The sequence below is a fragment of the Pseudomonas yamanorum genome, assembly GCF_900105735.1.
Lineage (GTDB): Bacteria > Pseudomonadota > Gammaproteobacteria > Pseudomonadales > Pseudomonadaceae > Aquipseudomonas > Aquipseudomonas yamanorum.
The window spans coordinates 6,313,778-6,339,202 of record NZ_LT629793.1 but is presented as its reverse complement, the minus strand read 5'-3'; the positions used below and the strand labels follow the sequence as shown (position 1 = coordinate 6,339,202).

Below are 25,425 nucleotides of genomic sequence, written 5' to 3'. Positions count from 1 at the left end.
CTACACGCCCTGATACCGCGAACGAAAGGCTTTTGCCGCCAGCGGCGCAATTATTCAGATTCGTCCCGGGGCACTGCTGCTTGTCGATTGCCTCCGGTTGGCCCATCCTTCGGCGCACTGGCTGTCGTAAAAAGCGACACTCCCTCGAACGGACTCGACTGATGCTGCGAATTGCCCTCCTGCTCACCTGCGCGCTGCTCGGCCTCATCAGCCCCTTGGCCAGCGCTGCCAGCCCGACCTTCCCGGATGCACAAGCCAGCGACCCGGCCAAGCTGCAATGGATGGTCGGCGCACCGCCGCCGGCAGATCGCACCGTACGCTTTGAAGACGGCAGCTATTTCCGCTTCCCGGCCATGCGCTGGAGTGTCGCCCACTTTCGCCAATTGATGCCCACGGTGAACGTCTCCCGCGGGCTGGGTGCGCCGCTGGCGTTGCCACGCAAACTCGATCCGGGACTCGATGCAATCCCCGTGCAGCCCGTGGGTGCCACCCAGCCGTTGGGCTGGCGCCAGACTCTGGACGCCACCTACACCGATGGCATCGTGGTGATGCATCGCGGTACGGTGGTGTATGAGCGTTATTTCGGGGTGCTCAAGGACGACGGGCAACACGCGGCCATGTCGGTCACCAAATCAGTGATCGGCACCCTGGGCGCGATGCTGGTGGCCGATGGCACCCTCGACCCACAGAAAAAGATCGTCGACTACGTGCCCGAACTGGGCCGCTCCGCCTTTGGCAGCGCCACCCTGCGCCAGGTGCTGGACATGACCACCGCCCTGGACTACAGCGAAGACTATGCCGATCCCAACGCCGAAGTCTGGGCCCACGCCCAGGCCGGCAACCCGCTGCCCAAACCCAAGGACTACACCGGGCCGCGCAGCTACTACGAGTTCCTGCAAACCGTAAAACAGCGCGGCGAACACGGGCGCGCCTTCGGCTACAAGACCGTCAATACCGACGTGCTGGGCTGGGTGATCGCCCGCGCGACCGGGCGCAATGTGGCGCAACTGCTCAGCGAACGCATCTGGAGCCGGCTCGGCGCCGAACAGGACGCCTACTTCACCGTCGATTCCATCGGCACACCGTTTGCCGGTGGTGGCCTGAACACCGGGCTACGGGACCTGGCCCGTTTTGCTGAAATGCTGCGCAACGGCGGGCAGTTCAACGGCCAGCAGATCGTGCCCGAGAGTGTGGTCAAGGCTATTCGCCAAGGCGGCGACAAGCAGGCGTTCGCCCAGGCCGGTTATGGCCAATTGAAGGGTTGGAGCTATCGCAACATGTGGTGGGTAACCCACAATCCCGACGGTGCCTTCATGGCCCGTGGGGTGCATGGCCAGAGCATCTATATCGACCCCAAGGCCGAGATGGTGATTGTTCGTTATGCCTCGCATCCGGTGGCGGGCAATGCTGCCAATGATGGGGTGACGTTGCCGGCCTATGAGGCCATGGCGACTTTTTTGATGACCAAGCCAGACTGACCGTCTCGCTTAACGTGGAGTAAACCTTTGTCCCAACCCGGCGAAAACCACCAGCTAGCCCTGGACCGATTCTTGAGCGAACACCCGGCCCTGGCGGCGGAACTGAATACGTTGAACCCCTTGGCGGCCCAGGCCAAGGGGGAAACCATGGAGCAGTACCGCGCCGAACGCCTGCATGAAGCCTTCGAGGCAGAAGCCGAGCAACAAGGCCTGTTTGCCTGGGAGCTGACGCTGAAACTGACGGCGCATTCACCCGCGGAGTTCGAGGCCCAGCGCCTTGAAGTGCACAAGGAAGTGGCGCAAATGGCAGGCCTGAGCTGGGCGGAATATTGCCAGTTGCATGACTTGCCCGCTTAGAACCAGCGGCTAAAGCCCTGGCGGGTATCGCCGATCACCGCACGTAATTCATCCAGGGTGATTGTTCTGCGTTCAGGTTCGATCGCCAACGCCGTGCGTAACGCTCGCCAGCAATGGCGAGGCAGTTGCCCGGGCCGGGCCGGTCGGTCACTGGAGTGGCGCCGGCCTTGTGCCAATTCGTAAAGCACACAGGCCACTGCATACAGATCGGCACTGGCCGACAGCGCTCCGCCAGCCAGCAACTCTGGCGCGGCGTACATCGGTGTCCAGGCATTGAAACGACTGCGACTCAAGCCTGGGGACCCCGCCGGGGCCTGTCCGCACGCCTGCCCCAGGCCGAAATCGAACAAACGCAACCCGCCCTCTCCCACCATGACATTGGAGGGTTTCACATCGCCGTGCAGCACACCCTGTTGATGGCTATGACGCAACGCATCGAGCAATTGCACGGCGATGCCTTGCAACTCGCGCCAGGGTAAACCTTCAGGACACTCCAGCAGCAGCCGGTCCAGGGTCATGCCCTGAAGCAGCTCCATAGTGAAGAAGGCGATCTGACAGGGGGCGTCCACTTCAAACGAAAATACACGCACCACCTGCTCATGGCGAAGGCTGCGGGTCAGGGCGAACTCGTTGTACAGCAGCACGTGGGCATCCGCAGATTCACGGATGGTTTCACCCAGCACTTTGATCGCCACACTGGAACGCGACTCACCAAACTGTTCGTATAGCAGGTCCCGGGCGCGATAAACCACGCCCATGCCGCCGGCACCCAGCACGCGCTCGATAAGGTATCGTCCGGCCAGTAATTCGGGGACGCCGTCACGCGGTGGGTTTGTCGTGGCCTCGGCAAAGGCAAAGTGGGTCATGTCGTTCATGACTGCACGACCACAGCGGTCAGGTTATCGCGGGCGGCACCGCGCAATACGCCTGCAAACAGTTGGTCCAGGACCCTCCGTGGGTCTCCCAGGCTCAACGCCTGCCCCAGCTCGCCATGGCTAAGCGCCTGGTACAGGCCGTCACTGCACAGCAGAAAGACATCCCCTGCCACAGTCCCAAGTTCCAATACCTGCGGCCTCAACGGATCACGCGAGCCAATGGCGCGGGTCAACGCCCGTGCATCGGGATGCGCCCTGGCCTGCTCCAGGCTCACCCGCTGATCAATTAACTGTTCGAACAGCGAGTGATCCCGCGACAGCTGGTACAGCGTCTGCGCTCGCCACAGATAACAGCGGCTGTCACCGGCCCAGATACACGCGGCGCGATCGCCCTGAAGCAGCAATGCCACGACCGTGCTCCCCATGGTGCGATCACCGCCATGGTCGGTGACCGTCAACTCCTCACCCAACCGCCGATTGAGCCATTGCAGGCAACGGCGGGTCGCCTCGACCCGGTCGTCCAGGCTTCCCTGGCCAGGCAATAACGCCAGGCTATCGACCACCAGTTGGCTGGCGACATCCCCGGCCTGATGCCCGCCCATCCCGTCTGCCACGGCCCAGCAGCCCTGCCGGGGACAATCGAGAAAGGCATCCTCATTGCGCGACCTGAGCTTGCCACGGTCCGTACGGCCAGCGCTGCGCCAGCGATCCGGACATCGGTTCACAGCTGCTCCGGGAGGCGAAAGGTACGCCACTGCGTCATCTGAAACGGGTTGGGAGTGCGCCGGCTGGTCAGCAGATAGTTGGCGCGCAAGCCTGCCAGGTCGGCCTTGAGGATCAATACATCCTGCCCGCTGGAGGCCTCGCTTTGCATCAGGTCGAACAAGCGGAACAGCGACCAGGCCCCGGCATTCTTTTCGAGGCCCAACGGCCGTTCGCTGCCCCGCTCCAGCACCAGGCTGCTGCGACCATTTTCAGCCTCGGTTGGCCATTGCATCGCCATGGGCACAATCGGCCCGTGCCGGTACTCCATCTGCTGACCGCCCAGACGCAAGACCGCGCGACTCACCGAAGGGTCCAGACTGTAGGGCGCGAGCGTGAAACGAACCTGCAAGTCCGCCGGTTCATCGGCAAAAAAACCGCGCCTGATCACCTGCGCTTTCCCGTGCTGGTCGAGCAACGTCCGGGATATGGGCAAGCTGCGCCCATCCAGGCTGCGCAGCCTGTAGCGTCCCGCATCACCGCTGACAAACGGCCTTAGGTAGCTGTCAAAAAATCGCGCCATGATCCCCTCAGGCTTGAAGAACTCCTGAAAATCGTTGAGGGAAACATCGCTGCTGGCGTGGGCATTGAACGGATAACGTTGCTTGATCGCCTTGGCGTAAAAACCATATACCTCGCTCTGATAACGCTGGTTCACATGCCGATAGGCTTGGTCGAGCAGGCCGCGCCAATGCTCGTCGGCCAGGCTTTCGAACCAACCCGCCAGGGGCAGTGGCAAACGGGCGGCAACGTTGCGCAGGTTACCCAGCGCATCCTGCTGCCCCTGGGTCCGCCGCTTGACCATCTCGAAGGCGACAGGCTCCGGCGAACCTTCGCGATTCAAGGTCGCCAATTGCAGGTGCAAGTCGTTGAGCGCCTGCAGCACCTGGGTCAACTCGGTGCCCGGATTCTCGTGGCTGTCCAGCAACTGGTGCAAGGGCTCGAAGCGACGCTGCAGGGCACGCCGTGCAGTATCGGGCAAGGGATTGGCCAGCCCGACTGCGGTCTGCACCTGCGCTACCGAAGGGCCTGGCAGTTTGGCAGCCAGGTCATCCAGGCGTTCATTGGCCGACGGCAAGCGGGTGTTGTCACGAACCTGTTGTAACAACTGCACCAATGGAGACTGGGCTGACGTCAGGCTGGCGAGCTGCTCGGCGCCCTGCCTGGAATTGTCAATCTCGCGCAGGCGAACCCGCCCAATCGCCTCGCTCCAAGCCTCGGCATACTCGCTGAAGTAGCGCTGTTCAAGCTCCACCATCAACCGCCGCAGGTCCATGATGCTCAGGTCGGCCCCCTCCCCCAACACCCAGTTGTCCTGGACAATGGTGTTCACCAGGCGCGCGCCCTGAGTTTCGAAATACCGCAGGTACTTGCGGGTATAAAAACCTGGAATGGGCTGGTCGTCATCGGCAAACACCACCCCGTTTGCAAGCCGCAACGGTTCCAGGCCGCGGGCTTGTTCACGCAGCACGCGATGCACCACATCGACCAGCGATTCGCCCCGCAACACGTGGCGCGCGTGAGCCACCAACTCATCATCGAGCGCGTGCACGAACGGCTGTTCAAGCAAGCGCGCGAAGTGTTCATTCAAACGACTCTGCATGGAGGGCTCACCGGCAAAACGCAAAGACCAATGCCCGGCCACCCGCTCACGCAGCCAACCGACGTCTCGACGCTCCCGCAGGTTGAGCATCAGGTAGGCCCGAAGGTTGTCCTGCAGCCGCTCACGATCTTCCAGGCTGCCGCGAATCTGCTCTTGCAGCATCTCGCTGACCTGGGGCAGCAGCCATTGGCTCAAGGCGTGCTCATAGGCCTGTTCCAGCACTGGACGACTGATATTGCCTTGATACAAACCCACCCGTTCAATCAGCCTGGCGTTGCCCTGCACAGGAAAGACCCGCGTGGCCGCCAGGCGGCTGTCCAGCAGCGGCAGGAATGCCTGGGTCGCATCCGATCCGGGCTGCACCGGCGCGGGATGTCGCGCCAGGTCCCGCAGTTGCTCCAGGCGTTGATGGTTGGAAGAGTAACTATGGGTCCAAAGCAGGCCCGCCCCCCCGACCACCACTAACGCGCTGAGGACCAGCAAACCCTGGCGCCAGCGGATTCGACGCTGCTCCTCGCTATCGAGGCCCGCCAGATCGGCTTGCGCCAGAATCACCCGACTGAACAGGCCCTGGATAAAGTGCGGGCGAGACTCAAGGGGTTGCGGGCCACCTTCTGCGCTGGTCAAGTAGAAACCACGAAAGCCGTTGGTGTGTTGATAACGCGGGCCGCAGAAAGCAACGTCGATGTAGAGGCTCAGACGTTCGCCAATCCGAGCCGCCTGATGGGGAAAGTCGAGCATCCGGCCGCGCAGGTCAACGTTGCGCTCCTGATGCAGGCGCTGCACCAGTTCACCGCTCAAGCGCTGAAGCAGCGCTTCAAACGCCTGGCGTACCTGGCCAGTATCAATACCGCCCTTGCCTGACGCGAGACATTCACCAAGCACCGCGTCACTGCCCTCGCCCAGCGGGCGGTCGAAGAACGCCGCAAATCCCTGCAGCCGATCGGCCTGGGTCACCACCAGGTAAATCGGCACATCCACATGCAACGTCTGCCGGATCTCCAGCAGCCGACTCTGGACGGCCCGCGCGTCATTCTCCAGATCTCGCTCATTGCCATGGAGCAACGTCTCCATCGACAGCGCCACCACCACACCATTGAGAGGGCCGGTTCGGCGCCGCGCCTTGAGCAGGCCCAGCAGTGTCGACCAGCCTGCGCCATCCACCTGGCTGTCTGGCTGGGTGACATAGCGGCCAGACGTGTCGAGTAACACCCCGTCTTCGGCGAAATGCCATTCACAGTCACGTGTGCCGCCGCCATCCGCCTTCGCCATCGGCTCGCCGCGATCCTGGAGCAACTGCACGCCACTGGCCGCCAACATCCGGGACTTGCCACTGCCTTCCTTGCCAATCAGCAAATACCACGGCAATGCATTGCGCCAACGCAAGCTGCGTTCGCCATAAATCCTGGAGTTTTTCAGGGTGTGCAGGGCGTCCTTGAACCGACCGCGCAGGTGCCGCTGCTCGTTTTCAACCCGCCCTTTTCGTGGGTTCGGCTCAACACCGTCGACGGACCCTTGCCGGGCCATGCGGCGCCAATTGGCATAGACCATCGCCAGGCCCCACAACAAAAACAGGCCGCTGATCGTCAGCAAGCGCGCCGCCGCTGCTTGCCAGAATCGATAGTCATCGACGGCCAATAATGGCCCGAGGAACCACACGGCCATCGCGACCGCGAACACCAGCAACAGGCTCCACACCCAAATCCTGCCCAGCACGGTGCCCGCGCTCCTGAAGAATGCGTTCATGTGTTGCTCCCTGCGTTAGAGGGGCGTCCGGGTAATATCCGGCGCCACGAGTTGATACGGTTGCAGCACGGTCTCGCGATGCTGGCCCAGTACCCAGACAAATCCCGCATACAGGGTCAACAGGCTGGCGATGACAAACACCGCAATCCAGGTGGCCGGCACGACCCTCAGTCGTTTCTGGCGAGGCTGCTCCGGCCTGGGTGTCGGCGCGCAGGCCGGCGGGGAGTCGCCCCGCACATGCCGGATCTGCCGATACAGCGCGTCTCGAATCTGCTCAAGCTGCAACAACCCACGCTCCATGACCCGGTATTTGCCCTCGAACCCGAGTGACAGGCACAGGTACATCAGTTCCAGCATCGCCAGGTGCTTGATGGGGTCCCTCGACATGCGCTCAAGCAGCTGGAAAAACTTCTCGCCGCCGAAGGTTTCGTTGTGAAAACTGCTCAGCAGGCTCATCTTCGACCAATCGCTCTGGCTGCCCCATGAGGTGGTGACCACAGCTTCGTCGATCACGCTGCACAGCACATACCGCGCCGCCATCACCTCACTGCTCTGCGCTCCGTCGTGCCGGGCCCGCGTCTCGAACAGCGTGACCGCGCAGGACAGCCGTTCGTTGAGCGCGCGCAGGCTTTCCTGAGCGGTGCTGCCCTTAAGCCGGACGACCTCGGATAACAACGCCCACGCAGGTGCTACCAGCGTATTCAAGCCAACGTTGAAGTGCTCCACGCCCTGCAAGCGGGCGGCGTAAATCATCCGGTCTTCCAATTGCTCGAAACGCGGTGGCGATGCGAAGTCGGTTAGCGGCCCCTGCGCCGGCCCGCGCCCCTGTCGATCGAGCAGGACAGTTTTTTCATCCTGCGGGTATTCCCTGTCCATGGTCTCAGTTCCTGATGGCCCAGAATTTCAGTTCCAGCTCGGCAAATTCGCCGCTGACGTGGAAGGCAAAACCTCCCGACTGTTTCAACTGCTCGATGTCCCGGGCACCGAGTTCGAGCATGAAATAGGTTTTTGCGGCATGAAACGGTATCTGCCGGGGAGCCACCGGCAGCGGCTTGACCTTGATGCCCGCCAGATGCAGGTTGACCAACTCGCGAATCCGCTCTACGGGGCCAACCTTGAGGTGCGCCGGAAGCCGGTGGCGCAGCTCCTCGGCGTCACAATGGGCACTGGCGGCCAGAATGAAGGTCGCTGAACCCAACAGGTTGAGATCACTTACCGGGCACACCAATATCCCGTACTGACGAGGCTGCAGCGCCAGCTCAATGGCATGCTGTTCAAGCACCATGGACAGCAGGCTGCGAATCGGCTCCATCAATCCGCGAAAGCTGGCGCTCTGATCACTGTGCCGGTAATGCCCCTCGAAGTGCGCGCGCTTGCTGTCGCTGGCAAACGTCGCGAGCTCACCCAGGATCGTCAGCAATGTTCGATACAGCGCTTCAGGGCTGACCTGACCCAGGCCCAGGTAGTGACGCAAGACCAGTTCGGTGCGGTTGATCAGTTGCAGCATCAGGAAGTCACCGACTTCCGCTCCGGCGGCGGTGCCGTTGGCGCGGATCCGCTCGGCGATGGCATCCCCCCGGCAAGCAAGCAGGCTGATCACCTCCTTGAGGCACGACAGCAGGTAACTGGAGCCCTGCAGGTGAATGAAGGTCGGGCTAAAATCGGCATCCAGGCTGACGCCCTCCTCGGTGCAACTGAGTACTTGGGCAATCTTGAGTTTCACGTAGTGCTGGTCGCTGATTTGCTCCCCCAGCAGCAGGCGAAAATCCAGCTGTCCGCAATTTATCTGACGACAGGAATCTTCTCCGGCGTTGGAATCGCTGACGCCTACCGAAAGGGTCTTGTAGCGCGCGAGCACATCGACCTGCTCGGGTCGACGGGCCTCAACGCAGTTACTTGTGGCCAGCGGCAAGGCCAGGTAAATCGCCTGTTTTCCGGTATTCACCGGAACCTCCAGCACCAGCGATTCCATGGCCCCGCCCAGTTCGAACAGGCTGCCATCCGGCAATATGCCGCTGGCCTGACTGACAACGACCTTGCCCATATTGAGATATTGCACATCGATTTCCAGGGCCAGGAAACCCCAGCCGTGGGGGCACAACAACTGAGTGCGGCGCTTGAGTTGCTGGTCGTGGTAACGATCGTTTTGCTGAAAATGCTGAGGGCGCAACAACATGCCTTCCTGCCAGATGACTTTTTGGCTGCGCATGTCAGTCGCCCGCCTTGGCAGGTTGCGGGCTCACCAACCGAATACCGGCTTGATCCAGGACCAGTTCGGCGCGCGTCAATCGCTGCGCAGTCACCGGCAACACATAACGCCATTGCGAGTGGGGTAAATCACGGTAGGCCGCCAGCACACCGACATAGCGACTGCCTGGCTCGAGGCTGAGCTTGAGCGTGGAGTGATCGCCTGGGCGCAACTCCAGCTCTTCGAGGTTCACCAGGTCTTTGGGCAAAGTGTGCTCTGCATGGCCGTAAAGGCTGAAAAAGTCTGCATTCTCAAAAGCCACGGGGTGCCGCAGCTCCATCAGGTGCACCACGATCGGCGATGGTCGGCCATGGAGATCGGGGTTGACCCGCTCGCTGGCGGTCAGTGTCAGGTCCACCTTGGTCAGCTTCGAAAAGGGTGACAGGGAACAACCACCCAGCAACGCCATTACAGCGCACAACAATGCAACGGTGACTCGGGACATGAAGATCATCCTGGATAACGGTGAAGGGTTGAAATCAGACGAATCTGCTCCTCATAGGCCTTGGTGAAGTCGCTGCCCAGCAGGCCCTCACTCAAGTGCTCGTCCTTGATCAGCGCCTGGTAGTGGCGCTGATACGCGCGCCAGCGCCCGCCACACCGGGAAATCAACGGGGGCTTCGCCTGACGTTCGAAACACAGGAGCAACTGACCCGGAGCAAAGGCGGCCAACGTTCCGCGTACCGCCGCGCGGCAGGCCACCAGCAAAGCCACCTGGTGGGCCTGCATGTCGCGATAGGCTCGTGTAACGAACATCTCGGCAGACACCTGCCCCAACTGCCCCGCCCCCAACAGCAATCCCAAGGCCGTGCTGGCGTCGACGCTGTCTTTAAGCGGATCGGGACTCCGGAGCGACATCTGGGTCAGTGGGAGTTTCAACTCGAGTTTGAGCTCGTTGCGGGTACTCAGGCTCTGTTGCAACCCTTCCGTCATTTGTCTGAGCAGCCCCGCCGCCTTGATCGCCAACACCTCTCTTCCCGGCTCATCGAGAGCGTCCAGGTCGATACCCAGAGCCTGCGCAAACGCTGACCAAAATGGCGCTGAGCCTTGACTGGGAAGTGGCGGTGGCAAGCTCGGCCCAACCCGCGGGGCAGGTTCCACAAGTTCGGGAACCGTCAGATGATCCCTGTCCGCCGCTGCGTGGTCCGTCCACCGCAACGCCTCGTGATTGGCCATGGTCAGGGCGGTCAACTCTTGCGACTCGTCCTGAAGCTGCAGTTCCCTGGCCAGTCTCCGTACCGGATCCAGCTCCAGAAATGCATCATCGGGAATCAGCGTGTGTAATCCGTCCTGGCCCGGCACCGTCGCCGGACTGACCAGTCGCGCACGAATATTCAGCGGCCCCAGCTGAAATACCGTGCCGTCCTCTATCGGATGCTCCTGCCCCTCCCGCAGACGATCGCCGCTGCCTGCCAGGCGGGTTCCGTTACTGCTGATGTCCGCCAGGAAGTACCGTCCGTCACGATAGCTGACCACCGCGTGACGACTGGAAACCTGGCGACTGCCATCAGGGAGGGTCCAATCACAACCGGCCCCACGACCTATGACGCCGCCAACACCCTTAAAGGTTTTGCGCAGGTCCGGCGCTGACCCTTCTTGCCCCGCAGGGCATACCTCAAACACTAGTTGCATGTGGAACTCCCCCGCGCTCACTGGCCACGACCGATGGACCGTGGATCACCCAGCGGGCGATAGTCGCCGTCGTCAAAGACATGGTTGGTGTTACAGCCACTCAGCAAAAACAACACAAGCACCAGGGCTTGCCACTGACTAACAGGCATCAGATATCTCCCGGAATTTGAGGGGCGCGCCATTCAGCACTCCCCCTTGACGTCGCCAAAGGGAATGTCCAGACGTGCAAGACGGTACTGCAGCGTGCGTCGCGCGAGCCCCAGCTCACGGGCCGTGCGCGTTCGATTACCACGGTTTTTGCGCAGGCAGTCGATCAGCACAACCCGTTCGACCCGCTCCATGCGCTGGCGCAGTGTCGAGTCAACAGCCGGTGCAGTCGGGCTTGACGACAGCGACAAATGCGGGGGCAGGATGACTTCGTCGTCACACAGCAGCACCGCCCGCTCCACCATGCATTTGAGTTCGCGCACATTGCCGGGGAAGCTGTGGCTCGACAGATGATCCAGCGCCGCACTCGACCAGCCCACCGGCGCCCGACCCAGCATTGCGCAGGCCTTGTCGGCGAAATGCCGTGCCAGTTGCAACACATCACCGTCCCGTTGGCGTAGCGCCGGCAACTCGATGGGAAACTGCGCCAACCGGTAATAAAGATCTTCGCGGAAGCTGCCTTCGGCCACCATGCGGGTGAGGTCCCGGTGAGTCGCCGCGAGGATCCGTACATCGACCTTGTGGGCCGTATTGGCACCCAACGGGCGAATTTCGCCTTCCTGTAGCACCCGCAGTAATTTGGCTTGCAGTGACAGCGGCATGTCACCGATTTCGTCGAGCAGCAGCGTGCCGCCATGGGCGGTGTCAAACAAACCGGCGTAGTCTCTTTCGGCACCGGTGAACGCGCCTTTGCGGTAACCGAACAATTCACTTTCGAGCAAGCCTTCGGGAAACGCAGCGCAGTTTTGCACCACAAATGCCTTGTTGCTGCGCGGTCCGGCGGCATGAATGGCCCGTGCGACCACTTCTTTACCCGTGCCGGTCTCGCCCCGGAGCAATACGGTGTAGGGGCTATGCACGACCTTACCGATCAGACGGCACGTCTCGTCCATCGCGGTGCTGTTTCCTATCAAGCCATAGGCGCTGGCACCCGGGGTGTTGCGAGCCACTTTCAACGCGCTTGGAGCCCGGCGCATTCGACGCAACATGGCCAGCTGACTCAAGGCAAAACGGCCGAATTGGCCCAGCGAGGTGCCGTAACCGGCCAGTTCCGTCCTGCGCTGACTGGCACACAACAACATTCCGCATACCTGCTGGTGCTCCCCAAGCAGTGGCACGCACAGCAGTGATTGCCAGGGTGATGCGACCACCGGTAGAAACCCTGTGTCATACAGGCTGCTACGCAGCTCAGTGAGGCTGAGTACACGGCTCTGTTCCAGAACGTATTGCAACAGTTGCTCGTTCTTGAAGTCCGCTCCCGGGTTCGCGACGTCACCGGGCGGCAACACACCCGGCAGGTACTGGGCAACCAGATCCAGGCGGCCGGTGGTTTGATCGAGCAGGTACAACTGGCTCAGTTCACACCCGCTCAACTGTGCGGCGCCTGCTGCAAAGTCCTCGGCCAATGTCGATTCGTCGCTATCGATACCTAATCGGGTAAACCATCCCAGCAAGGCATCGGCGTAATCCAGCGGGTTGGGCAACTGAGTAAACAGATTGTCCGCCATCAGCTGAACTCGCAGAGGAGAGTGCTGTTGGAATCAAGGCTGACATGGACACACTGCAGAGACTTGCCAACGGCCATAGCATCCAGCAGTTGATCCACCACCTGCGGCAGCAGATTTGCCTCGATCCATTGATCGATAAACCGCGCACCACTCTCACCGTGGCTACAGCGCTCGGCCATATGTTCGACCAGTTCCTCTGCGTGACTGAAGGCCAGCTTGCGCTGAAGCAGGCGCGTCCCCAGGCGCTGAAGTTTGTTCTCGATCAGTTGGTGCAGCACCACGCCCGCTATCGGGTAGTACGGGACCACGCGCATACGGGCCAGCAATGCCGGTTTGAAATGAGCAGTCAGCACCGGCCGAATAGCGGCGTGCAGCACCTCGACATCCGGTCGCTGTCCGTCGGCGCACAGCTCAGTGATACGTTGGCCGCCCAGATTGGAAGTCATCAGGATCAGGGTGTTGCGAAAATCGATTTCACGCCCTTCGCCGTCATTGGCTACGCCTTTGTCGAACACTTGGTAAAACAGGTTCAAGACATCCGGGTCGGCCTTCTCGACCTCGTCGAGCAGCACCACCGAGTAGGGCTTCTGTCGCACGGCCTCCGTCAGTACGCCGCCCTCTCCATAGCCGACGTAGCCGGGCGGTGCTCCGATCAATCGGGACAGGGAATGTTTCTCCTGGTACTCAGACATATTGATCGTGGTGACAAACCGCTCACCGCCGTACAACAAGTCAGCCAGGGCGTGGGCCGTTTCTGTCTTGCCAACCCCGCTGGGGCCCACCAACAGGAATACACCTACGGGAGCGTTCGGCCTGTTCACGCCGGCCGCGACGGCCCGCAGGCAGCGATCCAGAACCTGCACAGCGCACTCCTGACCGAGGATGCGGCGGCGCAAATCCTCGGCAAAGTTCAAGACCTTCGCGCTGTGTTCACGGGCCAGTTGTTCCGGTGGAATACCAGTCCAGGCACTGACCACCTGTGCCACCAACCGTGGGCACACTTCAAAGCTGACCCACCGCTGTTCGGGCTGGATGGCCTGCAACGCTTGATGGTTTTCGGCCAGTAGCCGCTCAAGGACCTCAATGTTTTCGCCGCTGCTTCGGGCTCCGACCAGTTCCTGGCGCAATGAGAGTACCTTCTCGGCCAGGTCGCGCTGGTGGGTCCAGCGTTGTTCACGCTGTGACTGTGCGGCCTCGACTTCTTCCAGGCGCAGTGTGAGTTGCTGCAGGGCCTGTTCATCGATGGCCAATCCCGCGTCGGCGTCCCGACGCATAGCGAGTTGCTGCCGCGTGCCCTCGGTCAGCTCGGCGCGCAGCTGCTGCAGCTCCTCCGGTGCCGTGACCAGGCTGATACGCACCCGGGCACACGCGGTGTCCAAGACGTCCACGGCCTTGTCAGGCAACTGGCGGCCCGCCAGATAGTGAGCACTCAGGTGTGCGGCAGCGACCACCGCATCATCACGCACGTAAACACCGTGACTGGCCTCATACACCGGGGCCACCCCACGCACAATCGTCACCGCCTCCTCTACTGTCGGCTCGCGCACCTGTACCGGCTGGAAACGCCGCGCCAACGCAGGGTCTTTCTCGAAGTATTTCTTGTGCTCCGACCAAGTCGTGGCGGCGATGGTACGCAGTTCACCGCGTGCCAGCGCCGGCTTAAGCAGGTTCGCAGCATCGGAACTGCCGGCTTGGCCGCCTGCGCCAACCAGGGTGTGGGCCTCGTCGATAAACAGGATGATCGGTTGCAGCGAGGCGTTGACCTCGTCGATCAATCCTTTCAAGCGGCGCTCGAACTCGCCCTTGATGCTGGCACCGGCTTGCAGCAAGCCCATATCCAGGGTCAGCAGACGCACGCCCCTGAGCACCTCTGGCACTTGCGCGCTCACGATTCGCAGGGCCAGGCCCTCGACTATCGCGGTTTTTCCGACTCCCGCCTCGCCCACCAGAATGGGGTTGTTCTTGCGCCGCCGCGCAAGGGTATCGATCATTTGCCGGATTTCGTTATCGCGACAGAGTACGGGGTCGAGTTTTCCGTCAAGAGCCTGGCGAGTCAGGTCATGAGTAAAGCGCTCCAGTAATGAACTCCCCCCTTCAGATGGAGGCGTCCGAGGGTTTTCGCTCAAGAGAAAACCGAGCACGCGCTGTGCATCAAGCTTGCTCAACACCGCCTGATAACGGCTACCCGCGTGCTGCAACGGATTGCGCAACAAGGCGAGCAACAAGGCACCGTGTTCCACTTCGCTTCGCCCCAGCTCCAGATGGGCGACCAGTAACGCTTGTTGCAACCATTGCACCAAAGCGCTTGAAAACACCGGATTACGGGAGGCGCTCTGGTCGGTCCGGGGTTGCAGCACCGCATGCAGTTCGCCGACATCCACACCCGCATCCTGCAGCGCACGCATCAGTACACCGCCGGGATATTCCAGGAGCGTCAACAGCAGGTCCTCCACCAAGACCTCGCTGCCGCCGCGCGTGACACACCGTTCGGCGCAGCGCTCCAAGTCGCACCGCGTGGGCGCGGTCAATACCTGGATAAGTTGTTGCAGGTCCACGTTCATCATATTCATCAATCCCTAATGAGTTTTACTGGCCAAGGTGACCACGCCGTCAGCTCGCTCATGCCCCAGCCAACTGGTCCAGCCCAAGCGGCAGACATTGCGCTCACCAATGTGCAACGGCCGAACCTCTCCCTCTGCCAACACCAATCGCACGTCGTACTCCAAGGGGTCCCGGACGGCGAAACGCACCAGTGCGCACAACGGCTCATAACCTGCTCCGGTGGGCAAAAAATCATGAAATCGCTCCCAGCCCAGTGCCAGCACATGGACCCTGAACATCCCGCTGCGGTCGAGAATTCGGTCCCCCAGCACCAGGTCAGAACCCAGCGTGCTATAGCTGCGACCCAGGTCATTACGCTGCTCCTGGTCAATCACCACCGTGCGCTTGACCCATTGCTCGATAACCAGCCGGCTGTGCTTGAAGTAATAACGCAACACGGTCTCGATCAGTGCGGCGGAGTGCGCACGCAGACTGAGCAGTCCCAGGTAGGGCAGCAGGCGCTTCCAGTTCAGTTGAGCGGTGCTGCGAATCGCGCTGCCGCCCAGGCCTACCAACGCGAACATCTGCTCTGAAAATGGATCGCAGGCACCCGTTTGAAAGCGCGCCTGATAACGGTATTTTCGCCAGATCGGCACCAGCAACCGGTGCAGGCGATGGTGAAAAAGATCCAGGAAATCACGCGTCGAATTACCCCCTGATACTTCGGCAAAAGCTTGCTCGCCATAGAACGCCGGCAGCGGTGAGCCTGTACCAAAAAGCCCCAGCACATTGAGACGAAGGCGTGCCCGCAACTGGCCGTGCTCGACAAAAAACTCCACCCGGTCAATGTCGTTGCCGGGAAACCCAAAGCCTGGATTGGCCTGGAACTCCAACTGGTCGTACAGCGCCTCCTCGTCAAGGGAGGGGTGCGCTTCACGCAACCGCTCGATGATCTGCGCGACCGCCTGAAACACCGAGTACTCGCGAATCTCACGGGACAGTGCGGTTAAAGCAGGGGCTGCTGGCCCATCCGGGGTGGCCATAGGTACACGTCTCCTTGTGTGCTGATGACTCGCAGTTCGTGGTACGAGTTGAGGCTGGCGTAAAGCGCGAAAAACTCATTGAGCACCGAGGCAAAGACAAACACGTCGCCCTCCCCCAGGTAGCCTTCTGGATTGATGGTGAGATCAACCCGCAAGCCGCGAAATGGCAGGCCTCGGTGCAACCGGTCCACCGGCTGGTGACTGATCGACTGGAGTGCACCGAGCCTTATCCGGCTAACCTTCTCCACCTGGCGGTCGTGATAACGCGGCAGATCATAGGTTTCGAGGATCACTCTCAAGGCGTTGATATCGGTCAATGACAAATAGTTGAGCGACATATTGCTGATCAGTCGCCACAGGAAGTCGCTGTCCAGAGGGGGCGCAAAACTGGGTGTTGCCGCTGTGAGGTTGCGAAACGAAAGAAACTCGGGCGTCTGCTCGCAGGCCTGGTTGATATCTCCCACTTGCAGCCGGCGTGGCAGGTCGTGATTGGTGCAGGTCAGCTCGACCGACAGGGTTTCCTGATCATGCCCCTGGCGTTGGTCGAAGCTCAGCCAGGTGTCCATTCCGGTATGTTGCAGTGATGGTCGCAGGCGAACACCATAGCTGGGCGACCCGCTGCCAAAATCGTGCTCAAACGACTCGAACGGTGCATATTCCTGATAACCCAGGCCACCCGGCCGCCATCCTGTGACTTTGTCGACGGAAAATATGCCGCAGTTGCCCCGGGTGTATTCGCCCGGCAACAGCAGGTATTCGTCCTGCCTGCCGTCAAGGCGTATTGGCACGCTATCGTGCTTGAACAGATTGACGATGGGCGTGCAATACAACTTCACGTTGTCCAGGCTCGGCGTCAGTCGCTCAAGGCCGCGGCCACGCATGTTGAAGCGCAGCGCCAGGCCATGTACCTGTTTGAGCAGGTCAAAGGGCAACCCGTTGAGCACGTCGAGACCACCTACATCGACAAACAGGTATTTTTCGGGAAAGGCGAAATACTCCTGCAAATGGCGATAGCCGCGAAAGGTATTCAAAGGATAAGGAATCAGTGCCTCTTCCTCGGAAAAGCCCACTGGACTGATCTCGCTACTGGACAGACGCAATGAGATAGCCAAGCCGTCAGCGCCGATAACCGGCTGCCCATTCCCGTCCAAAGGCCGTAACTCAAACCCGTCCAAGTGACGCAACAGGCCAAGGTAGAGCGCCTGGCTGACGGGCAGCTCTCCCGCGAGATGCAGACGCAGGCAGCCCAGTGCCAACTCACTGAAGTTACCCTCTGCCGTCATTTCCAGACGCAGGCACAGCAACGCATCCTCGCCCTGTACCGAGTACTCCAAGGCGGCCAAATGCAGCGGTAAAACCTGTGTCGGGTAACAGGTACGAAAACGGCAACGTTCACCGTTGATCGCGATGCTTTCCACCGGTGTATCCCGCTCGACCCTGATGGCAGGCCCTGATCGCTTGATCGGGTCAAACTGCAGCATGCTGAACGCCGGCAGCGGTCGCATGTAGTTGGGCCACAGCAAATGCATCAACGAGTGACTCAACTCCGGCAGTTGATCATCGAGCTTCTGACGCAAGCGCCCGGTGAGGAACGCAAAACCCTCCAGCAACCGCTCCACATCCGGGTCATTGCCGGCGGCCCCAAGAAACGGTGCGAGTGCCGGGTTTCGCTCACAGAAGCGCCGCCCCAACTGCCGCAACGCACTCAGCTCGCCCTGGTAATAGCGGTTAAACGACATCCGGTTTGACCTCAACCTGTGCGCCGGGAGCCAGGCTTGCGCAAAAGGCGACCGTTTGCGTCAGGCCACCGACCTCCATCGCACCCTCGATGGAAAACGCCAGGGCCAACGGGTCACGGTCCTGAGGTATCGCCCTGACACATACATCCTTCAGACGTGGTTCATAGGCCTGGATGGAGCGCTCAATCAGGAAACGGGCCTGGCTCAACGCGTCATGCAGACTGAGCCGCATGTCATTCAGATCAGGCAACCCGTAGTCCGGTAGCGTCTGTACGCTGCCCACACGGGTGCTGAGCATGTTCGCCAGATGGCTCGCCACGGACTCCACGATGCAGCCTTGTGGGCTACGTCCCACGCCGGAATCCAGACGTTCGAAAAGGCTGCGGTTTTGGGTCATCACGTGGCTGCGACTCATTCTTTATCGAGCTTGCCGACGAGAGACAGGGTGAAGTCCGCCCCCATGTACTTGAAGTGCGGGCGAACGCTCAGGTTGACGCGATACCAGCCGGGCTCCCCGTCGACATCGCTGACCACAATGCGTGCTGCCCGGAGCGGGCGTCGTCCACGCACTTCGGCGCTGGGGTTATCCTGATCGGCAATGTATTGGCGAATCCACTTGTTGAGTTCCAGTTCGAGGTCGGTGCGCTCCTTCGACGATCCCAGCTGTTCGCGCTGCAGCACCTTGAGGTAGTGAGCCAGACGATTGACGATCATCATGTAAGGCAGCTGGGTGCCAAGCCGGTAGTTCAGCTCCGCGACCTTGCCCTCGGCGCTGATGCCAAAGGACTTGGGTTTCTGCACCGAGCTGGCGGAGAAGAACGCCGCATTGTCGCTGCCCTTGCGCATGGTCAAGGCGATAAAGCCCTCTTGCGCCAGCTCGTATTCCCGCCGGTCGGATACCAGCACCTCGGTGGGGATCTTGGTTTCGATCTCGCCCATGCTGTGAAAGTGATGCAGCGGCAAGTCCTCCACCGCGCCACCACTTTGCGGGCCGATAATGTTCGGGCACCAGCGAAACCGGGCGAAGCTGTCCGTCAAGCGGGTGGCAAAGGCATACGCCGTGTTGCCCCACAGATAGTGCTCGTGGCTGTTGGCGACATTTTCCTGGTAGGCGAAGGTCTTGACCGGGGAATCAATGGGATCGTAAGGCGTACGCAGCAGAAAGCGCGGCACTGTGAGCCCGATGTAACGGGCATCTTCGCTCTGGCGAAAGCTCTGCCATTTGGCAAACTGCGGCCCTTGGAAGTGGTCTTTCAGATCCTTGAGGTCAGGTAGGCCGGTGAAGCTCTCAAGGCCAAAGAAACCTGGGCCAGCCGCCGCGATGAAGGGTGCATGGGCCATGCAGGCCACATTGGAAACGTACTGCATCAACCTGACGTCGGGCGCACTGGGGGAAAGGAAATAATTGGCGATGATTGCCCCGACGGGCTGACCGCCGAACTGACCGTATTCGGCACTGTAAATATGCTTGTAGAGCCCGGACTGGGTAACTTCCGGCGAGTCCTCGAAGTCATCCAGCAGGTCCTGTCGAGAGACGCTCAGCAGTTCGATCTTGATGTTTTCACGAAAATCGGTGCGATCAACCAACAACTGCAGGCCGCGCCATGATGACTCCAATGACTGGAAATCGGGATGGTGGAGGATTTCATCCATTTGCTGGCTAAGTCTTGCATCAATCTCGGCAATCATCCGGTCAACCAGGCGCTTCTTGACCGGCTCGTCCCTGTTCTGCGGTTTGATCAGCTCCTCGATAAATGCCGACACCCCGCGCTTTGCGATGCCATAGGCTTCGTCGTCGGCGCTGAGACGGGTCTGGGCAATGATGTTGTCGAGAATGCTGCATTCATCCATTGCGCGAGCATGCAACGGGCTTTGGCTGGTAGTCATAGTGTCAGTGTCCTTTTACTGAGGGAGTCATGCGGCGGGGCTACCCAGCCCCAATTCAGCCAATACCCGGGTGCGGGACTCGTCATCGGCAAGCGCGTTTTCAATCGCCTTTCGAAAGCTCGGCGTGTTGCCCAGCGGCCCCTTGAGCGCCACGAGTGCATCACGCAGCTCCATGAGTTTTTTCAGCTCGGGTATTTGCTCAACCAGGTGTGCCGGATTGAAGTCCTTCATCGAATTGATCCTGACCTGGATCGCCAGCTCATCAAGCTCGGCAGAGTCCTGGAGCCGATTGGGGACGCTCAAGGTCAAGCTCAAGGCTTGCTTGGCCAACACCTCGTCAAAGGTGTTCTTGTCGATCCCTACGGGCTTGCGGTCTTCGAGTTGGCGTGGGTCTGCACGCTGGGTGAAGTCGCCAAGCACCAGCAGTTTCAACGGCAGCTCCAGCTCTTCCTGCGCAGTACCGACGGCGGGTTTGAACGTGATATTGATGCGTTCCTTGGGGGCTACCGAACCTTCTTTCGCCATGGTGTTTCTCCTTTTTCGGGTGGCTCGAAAGCCTATTCAAGTACCGCTTCAAGATCGAAGTGGCACAGCCTGCGATGGACATCTTCCTTGCGCTCACGCACAGAGTGGCTTTGCGGCAACACGTCACAACAGCCATGCAGGAGTTGCAGCACCTCAACCGCCAATTCAGGCTCCCAGCGCTGCAAGCCTGACTGCTGCAGTTCGTGGTCCAGGTGGTCAAGCTGGACTTTGGCAAGGTCATGCTTGCCCGCCAGCACAGACAACCTGGCGAGGCCAAGCCGCCAATGAAATCGGGCACGCTCACCTGTGGCGGTTTGCATGCTTTGCTTGAGAGATTGAACGGCCGCCTTGAATCCGTCCTTGCGCAGCACGGGCACGACGTCGTGCAACGCTTTGTCCCAAGGCGCAGCCTGGGCATCAAGTGCCGACCGGGCTGGCACCGGACTTTGCAAATGGCGGACAACCTGAGTGTTGATCCAGCCCCGGGTAACGGAGTCAGCGAATGGCGTTCCATCGTGAAAGCGCAACTGCACGAGGCCAGGCAAACGCTGGAGCAACAAGGCGAAGTGCACTTCCAGCTCGGTCATGGCCAAATCGGCCTGAAGTGTCTGCAGGCACTCCCATAACCTGTACAAGCCGTCAAACCAGAAAGGTGCGCAGGCCAGGCTGGCCTCAAGTTCCAACAACAGGTCGGCGTGTTGCCCTTGGGCAAAGCGCTCCTGGTAGCGCTTGAGCTTGTCCGGCGCCGGGCCTCGCAAAGGCGTGACCTGTTCGTTGTCACATTCCGGGAGGCTGGTGATCGTCAGCCAGGTCAACGTTCGGTTCAGACGCAGCGCGCGCAGGTCAGTGGCATTCTGGCGCTGCCACCAGGCAGACAAAGGCCGGGCATTCTCTTGCAGCGCACGCAGCAGCTTATGGGCGTCCTTTTCGTTATCCACCACAGGCTCGGGGGCCAGCTGTTGAGTCGCCACCGGCCTGACCTGGTCGCTTACCCCTGCGATACCGTTTGGCGGGGAGTCACTCACGGTGGCCTGCTGCAACCCGTCCGAGAGCCGCCTGCGAATCGGCAGTAACGATGGCGCCTCGTCGCCGAGATGCTGGGTCAATAGTTCATCCAGCCGGGTCAGGTGTTCGAGCATGCAGTGGAACAGGGAGCGCTGCTCCTTGAACGGAAGATGTTGCCCAAGCGCCTGCTCAAGGCGCGGAACCAGCCAGCCAAATGCGGCACTGCGGGTACGCAGTTTGACCGGGTACACGACCGCCCAATGATGCTCACAGAGGTAGCGCAGCAATCCGAGGCCTGCGAGCAATCCTGGAAAGGACTCACGCTGATGCAATGCCCAGGTCAACCAGACAGCAACCCGCAAGTCCTTGGACTGGTGGCGTAACAGAGCCTCGCCTTTTTCCACTACCCATTGCCAGTCAGGCTGGCTGTTACCGTGTATGGAATGCGTCTTGCCCAGTTCGGTTTCAAGTGCCTCATATTCAGTGGAAAAACGCATATCCGCGCCCGCATAACTCACTGTCGAGTTGGGTGCCTGCGCAAGTTTCAGGTAATAATCGGAAAGCCTGTCTGAATAAACCATTATTGGCTGCACTTTACTTCCTGGACATGTTCAGCTAACTAACGGCAATTTAAGCGCACATTAGAACACTGTTTTAAGTTCATCTTCCCGGCGGGAAGAGCACGAACCTTATCCATGCAAAAAGCTTTGTTCAAGCCACGAAACGGCTGTTAAGGAATTTCCTACAAAAATAAAAAATTCGCCGGTGCGCAACAGTTTGCACAATCAGAACAACACGCACGCTTATGTTTAATGTAGACCCTGCGGATAAGCCGCCTATCAGTACGCTGCAACTAACTGCACACCGCTGCGCAAACAAATACAAATAACTTCAGTTCCAAACCGACATCACCTCTTAAAAAACAAACCAATAAAACCTTAACCCCCTGATTTCATTAGCTCTTGAACTTTCCGGCACGCTTCTTGATATCGAGCATTACCCAGCCGGCAAATCAGCCGACTGGGGCGACCTCATTTATCAGGCAAGGAAACCAGTTATGCCAACACCCGCGTATCTCTCCATCACCGGCACCAAGCAAGGCTTGATTACGGCAAGCACATTCACCCAGGACTCGGTCGGCAACATCTATCAGGAAGGCCACGAAAACCAGATTCTGGTGCAGGGGTTCCAGCATCAGGTGATCATTCCCCGTGATCCACAGTCCGGCCAGCCCACCGGCCAGCGAGTGCACAAGCCCCTGATGATCAGCAAGGTATTCGATAAGTCTTCGCCACTGCTGTTCAACGCATTGACCTCCGGGGAAATGGTCAAGTGCCGCCTTGAGTGGTACCGCACCTCTTCAGTCGGCACCCAGGAGCACTACTTCACCATCGAGCTGGAGGACGCGATTCTGGTGGACATCCAGTCACGGATGCCCAACTGCCAGGACCCGAACAATTCGCACTTCACACATCTGGAGGATGTGTATTTCGCTTACCGGAAAATCCTCTGGACCCATAAGGTATGCGGCACCTCAGGCCATGATGACTGGCGCAACCCGGTAGCTGGCTAAGCACCCACCGAAACAGAAACGGCAAAGCCATGGATGGCGCCGTTTCTGTCGGCTACTAGACCATCGCCAGCGGATGCTTGCGCTTCGGCGCACCAAAAACCCGATCAATCGCATCCAAGTCGTGCTCATCCAGCACCAGCTTTGCCGCTGCGGCATTGAGCCGGATATGCTCGGGCGTCACAGCTTTGGGAATGGCGATCACACCGTCCTGGCGCAAGACCCAGGCCAGGGAAACCTGGGCGGGTGTGACCTCGTGTCGACGGGCAATTTGCTTGAGGGTCGGGCTGGCCAACAGCTCGCCACCCTGGGCGATGGGACAGTAGGCCATCAATGGCAAATTATGTTGCTGCCACCACGGCAGCAGGTCGAATTCGATACCGCGCTCTTCAATGTTGTAGAGCACCTGATTGGTGGCGCAGGCCGGGGACGCCAGTTCCTGCAGGTCGGCCACATCAAAGTTGGACACGCCCCAACGACCGATCTTGCCCGCCTCACGCAAGCGTTCGAAGGCTTCCACCGTTTCTTCAAGGGGGTATTGCCCACGCCAATGCAGCAGATACAGGTCGATGTAGTCGGTGCCCAGGCGCTGGAGGCTGGCCTCACATGCCTGTGGAACACCTTTACGGCTGGCATTGTGCGGGTACACCTTGCTGACCAGGAACACCTGGTCACGTTTACCGCGAATCGCTTCGCCGACGACTTCTTCGGCGCCGCCTTCGCCATACATTTCAGCGGTATCGATCAGGGTCATGCCCTCATCAATGCCCAGTTGCAACGCCGCCACTTCGGCGCTGCGTTGACCGGGGTGTTCGCCCATGCGCCAGGTCCCCTGGCCGATGACAGGGACGGGAACGCCGGCCAGATCAATGGTGCGCATGACAACCTCCTGATGAATTCGCGAATTAACAGTGTGGCACCGACTGGACAAAAGGGTTCAATCGAAGGATGGTGGCCCTTTCCATCCCAGCCATAGAAAGGGCGCGCAATGCTGTTTGTGGTCATGCTTGGGGGCAAGCACCCCCGGGCGAAAATCGAAGTGCATGATGTGGTATTCGCCGTGGCCGACACCCTGGAAGCCGCCTACCCGCAACTGCGCGAGGGCTGGTTTGGCAGCCAGAAAGGTGTGCATATCGATTCCTGGATGACGGTGGACGGCGTCGACGGCTGGAAAGTCCACCTCAGCCACCTGGCACCTAACGCCGGTGCGCCGCGCCTGTACTTCATCAACCTGGGCGGTTATGAATCGAACATCTTTGGCGAAGCCCACCACTACCTGTTGGTGGTTGCGCGCACGGCCAGGGAAGCCGCGGCCCAAGGCAAACGGCAGATGCTCACCCACTGGACCCAACCCCATACCGACGGTGTGCTGGATATCGACGACTGCCTGCCCATCGACCTGGTAGACGGACGCTATATCCACCTGGAACAGGGCGTTCACCGCCCGGTCGTCACGCGAAACGACTACATCGTACTGCCCTGACCGCCTCCTACCCGAACGGGGTATGGCGCCCCACCCACCACCTGCCTGAAAGTGCAATCAGCCCCTCGGCCTGACAACAAGCACAATTTCAAGGTGGGTCCACCATGCATAAAGCCGTTATCGCCCTGTTCAGCGCTGTCTTGCTTGCATCCACGTCCCTCAGCCAGGCCGCTGACGACCCGGACAACACCTTGCGCATCTACAACTGGGCCGATTACATCGGGGAACACACCCTCACCGACTTCGAGAAAGCCAGCGGCATCAAGGTGATCTACGACACCTACGACTCCTACGAAACCGTGCAGGGCAAGCTGCTCTCCGGGCGCTCGGGTTATGACCTGGTGGTGCTCAACGCGTCCCTGGTGCCGCTGCTGATCAAGGCCAAGGCCTTCCAGCCCCTCAACAAAACGCTGTTGCCCGACTGGAACAACCTCGACCCTCAGGTGCTGAAAAGCCTGGAAACCCATGATCCGGGCGTGACCTATTCGGCGCCCTACACCTGGGGCAGCAACGGCGTGACCTACAACATCGACAAGATCAAGGAACGCATGCCGGATGCGCCTATCGGCTCCCTGGCGATGATCTTCGACCCCAAGATCGTTTCGCGCTTTGCCGACTGCGGCATCACCTTCATGGACTCCCCTACCGACATGATCCCGCTGGCCCTGACCTATCTCGGCCTGGACCCCAACAGTGTGGCGCCCAAAGACCTCAAGGCCGCCCAGGATGTACTGATGGCCGTACGCCCGTACATCCGCAAATTCGATTCCAGCGGCTTTATCAACGGCCTGGCCAACGGCGAGTTGTGCATGGCCACGACCTGGTCCGGCGACTACGCCACTTCACAGGCCCGGGCCGCGGAAGCCGGGGCCAAGGTCAACCTGGGTTACTTCATCCCCAAGGAAGGCTCGCTGATCTGGTTCGATAACTTCTACATCCCGACCGACGCGCCCCATGTGGCGAATGCCCACAAGTTCATCGAATTCCTCCTGCAACCGGAAGTCATCGCCGGCGTCAGCAACACCATTCACTACGCCAACAGCAACCTGGCGTCCAAGCCCTTTGTAAATGCGGACATACGCGACAACCCGGCCATCTACCCGGACGCGGCGACGATGCAGCGCTTGTTCACCCAGAAAAGCCAGTCCCAAGCCGCCGTGCGCCTGATCACCCGTACCTGGAACGCCGTGAAGACCGGCAAGTGAAACCCAGCCAT

22 protein-coding genes are annotated in these 25,425 nt (G+C 60.3%); 5 read left to right on the top strand and 17 right to left on the bottom strand.

What is annotated here, in order from left to right:
* Nucleotides 1–161: 161 nt before the first annotated feature.
* Nucleotides 162–1,478 (top strand): serine hydrolase domain-containing protein, encoded by a 1,317-nt coding sequence (locus tag BLU46_RS29545; RefSeq protein ID WP_093208950.1) that lies wholly within the window; start codon nucleotides 162–164, stop codon nucleotides 1,476–1,478.
* A 27-nt stretch (nucleotides 1,479–1,505) separates the two neighbouring features.
* A complete protein-coding gene (locus BLU46_RS29540) occupies nucleotides 1,506–1,835 on the top strand; it encodes a DUF6388 family protein (RefSeq protein WP_063029276.1) in 330 nt (109 codons plus the stop codon).
* Here the strand turns inward: BLU46_RS29540 and BLU46_RS29535 are convergent.
* The 16 genes from BLU46_RS29535 to tssA are packed head-to-tail and all read right to left on the bottom strand — an operon-like array spanning nucleotide 1,832 to nucleotide 21,737.
* Entirely contained in the window at nucleotides 1,832–2,710 is an 879-nt protein-coding gene (locus tag BLU46_RS29535) for a serine/threonine-protein kinase (protein WP_093208945.1), read from the bottom strand. The genes BLU46_RS29540 and BLU46_RS29535 overlap by 4 nt on opposite strands.
* A complete protein-coding gene (locus BLU46_RS29530; RefSeq protein WP_093208940.1) occupies nucleotides 2,707–3,435 on the bottom strand; it encodes a PP2C family protein-serine/threonine phosphatase in 729 nt (242 codons plus the stop codon). Before BLU46_RS29530 ends, BLU46_RS29535 begins: the two co-directional genes overlap by 4 nt.
* Complete coding sequence (tssM, locus tag BLU46_RS29525; protein ID WP_093208935.1) at nucleotides 3,432–6,821, bottom strand: type VI secretion system membrane subunit TssM; 3,390 nt, start codon at nucleotides 6,819–6,821, stop codon at nucleotides 3,432–3,434. The genes BLU46_RS29530 and tssM overlap by 4 nt, the downstream gene beginning before the upstream one ends.
* 15 nt (nucleotides 6,822–6,836) lie before the next feature.
* Nucleotides 6,837–7,697 carry a type IVB secretion system protein IcmH/DotU gene (icmH, locus tag BLU46_RS29520; protein WP_093208930.1) on the bottom strand — a complete coding sequence of 287 codons (861 nt, stop codon included), beginning with the start codon at nucleotides 7,695–7,697 and terminating at the stop codon, nucleotides 6,837–6,839.
* 4 nt (nucleotides 7,698–7,701) lie between these two features.
* On the bottom strand, nucleotides 7,702–9,030 hold the full coding sequence (tssK, locus tag BLU46_RS29515) for a type VI secretion system baseplate subunit TssK (RefSeq protein ID WP_093208925.1): 1,329 nt from the start codon (nucleotides 9,028–9,030) through the stop codon (nucleotides 7,702–7,704).
* A 1-nt stretch (nucleotide 9,031) separates the two neighbouring features.
* Nucleotides 9,032–9,514 (bottom strand): type VI secretion system lipoprotein TssJ, encoded by a 483-nt coding sequence (gene tssJ, locus BLU46_RS29510; RefSeq protein WP_063029264.1) that lies wholly within the window; start codon nucleotides 9,512–9,514, stop codon nucleotides 9,032–9,034.
* Between the two features lie 5 nt (nucleotides 9,515–9,519).
* The gene (gene tagH, locus BLU46_RS29505) at nucleotides 9,520–10,701 is read right to left on the bottom strand and encodes a type VI secretion system-associated FHA domain protein TagH (RefSeq protein ID WP_093208921.1); all 1,182 of its coding nucleotides are present in this window, start codon (nucleotides 10,699–10,701) and stop codon (nucleotides 9,520–9,522) included.
* A gap of 17 nt (nucleotides 10,702–10,718) precedes the next feature.
* Entirely contained in the window at nucleotides 10,719–10,850 is a 132-nt protein-coding gene (locus tag BLU46_RS29500; RefSeq protein ID WP_063029260.1) for a hypothetical protein, read from the bottom strand.
* 33 nt (nucleotides 10,851–10,883) lie between these two features.
* Nucleotides 10,884–12,416, bottom strand: a complete 1,533-nt coding sequence (locus tag BLU46_RS29495) for a sigma-54 interaction domain-containing protein (protein WP_093208916.1) — start codon at nucleotides 12,414–12,416, stop codon at nucleotides 10,884–10,886.
* Nucleotides 12,416–14,980: a type VI secretion system ATPase TssH gene (gene tssH, locus BLU46_RS29490; RefSeq protein ID WP_093208912.1), complete on the bottom strand. Its 2,565-nt coding sequence runs from the start codon at nucleotides 14,978–14,980 to the stop codon at nucleotides 12,416–12,418. Before tssH ends, BLU46_RS29495 begins: the two co-directional genes overlap by 1 nt.
* A gap of 12 nt (nucleotides 14,981–14,992) precedes the next feature.
* Nucleotides 14,993–16,000, bottom strand: a complete 1,008-nt coding sequence (gene tssG, locus BLU46_RS29485) for a type VI secretion system baseplate subunit TssG (protein ID WP_093208908.1) — start codon at nucleotides 15,998–16,000, stop codon at nucleotides 14,993–14,995.
* Entirely contained in the window at nucleotides 15,964–17,739 is a 1,776-nt protein-coding gene (tssF, locus tag BLU46_RS29480; RefSeq protein WP_093208905.1) for a type VI secretion system baseplate subunit TssF, read from the bottom strand. The genes tssG and tssF overlap by 37 nt, the downstream gene beginning before the upstream one ends.
* On the bottom strand, nucleotides 17,729–18,154 hold the full coding sequence (gene tssE, locus BLU46_RS29475; RefSeq protein WP_093208900.1) for a type VI secretion system baseplate subunit TssE: 426 nt from the start codon (nucleotides 18,152–18,154) through the stop codon (nucleotides 17,729–17,731). Before tssE ends, tssF begins: the two co-directional genes overlap by 11 nt.
* Complete coding sequence (gene tssC / locus BLU46_RS29470; RefSeq protein WP_063029249.1) at nucleotides 18,151–19,626, bottom strand: type VI secretion system contractile sheath large subunit; 1,476 nt, start codon at nucleotides 19,624–19,626, stop codon at nucleotides 18,151–18,153. The genes tssE and tssC overlap by 4 nt, the downstream gene beginning before the upstream one ends.
* A gap of 27 nt (nucleotides 19,627–19,653) precedes the next feature.
* On the bottom strand, nucleotides 19,654–20,151 hold the full coding sequence (tssB, locus tag BLU46_RS29465) for a type VI secretion system contractile sheath small subunit (protein ID WP_093208895.1): 498 nt from the start codon (nucleotides 20,149–20,151) through the stop codon (nucleotides 19,654–19,656).
* Nucleotides 20,152–20,183: 32 nt separating this feature from the next.
* A complete protein-coding gene (gene tssA / locus BLU46_RS29460; RefSeq protein ID WP_093208890.1) occupies nucleotides 20,184–21,737 on the bottom strand; it encodes a type VI secretion system protein TssA in 1,554 nt (517 codons plus the stop codon).
* 476 nt (nucleotides 21,738–22,213) lie between these two features.
* On the opposite strand from tssA, the gene BLU46_RS29455 reads away from it, so the two are divergent.
* Nucleotides 22,214–22,729, top strand: coding sequence for an Hcp family type VI secretion system effector (locus tag BLU46_RS29455; RefSeq protein ID WP_093208885.1), 516 nt, complete (start codon nucleotides 22,214–22,216; stop codon nucleotides 22,727–22,729).
* 55 nt (nucleotides 22,730–22,784) lie between these two features.
* On the opposite strand, the gene BLU46_RS29450 is transcribed toward BLU46_RS29455, so the two are convergent.
* The gene (locus BLU46_RS29450) at nucleotides 22,785–23,606 is read right to left on the bottom strand and encodes an aldo/keto reductase (protein WP_063029243.1); all 822 of its coding nucleotides are present in this window, start codon (nucleotides 23,604–23,606) and stop codon (nucleotides 22,785–22,787) included.
* 108 nt (nucleotides 23,607–23,714) lie between these two features.
* Here BLU46_RS29450 and BLU46_RS29445 point away from each other — a divergent pair, with 108 nt between their 5' ends.
* Entirely contained in the window at nucleotides 23,715–24,209 is a 495-nt protein-coding gene (locus BLU46_RS29445; RefSeq protein WP_093208880.1) for a DUF1543 domain-containing protein, read from the top strand.
* Nucleotides 24,210–24,313: 104 nt separating this feature from the next.
* Complete coding sequence (locus BLU46_RS29440; RefSeq protein WP_093208875.1) at nucleotides 24,314–25,414, top strand: polyamine ABC transporter substrate-binding protein; 1,101 nt, start codon at nucleotides 24,314–24,316, stop codon at nucleotides 25,412–25,414.
* Nucleotides 25,415–25,425: the final 11 nt, after the last annotated feature.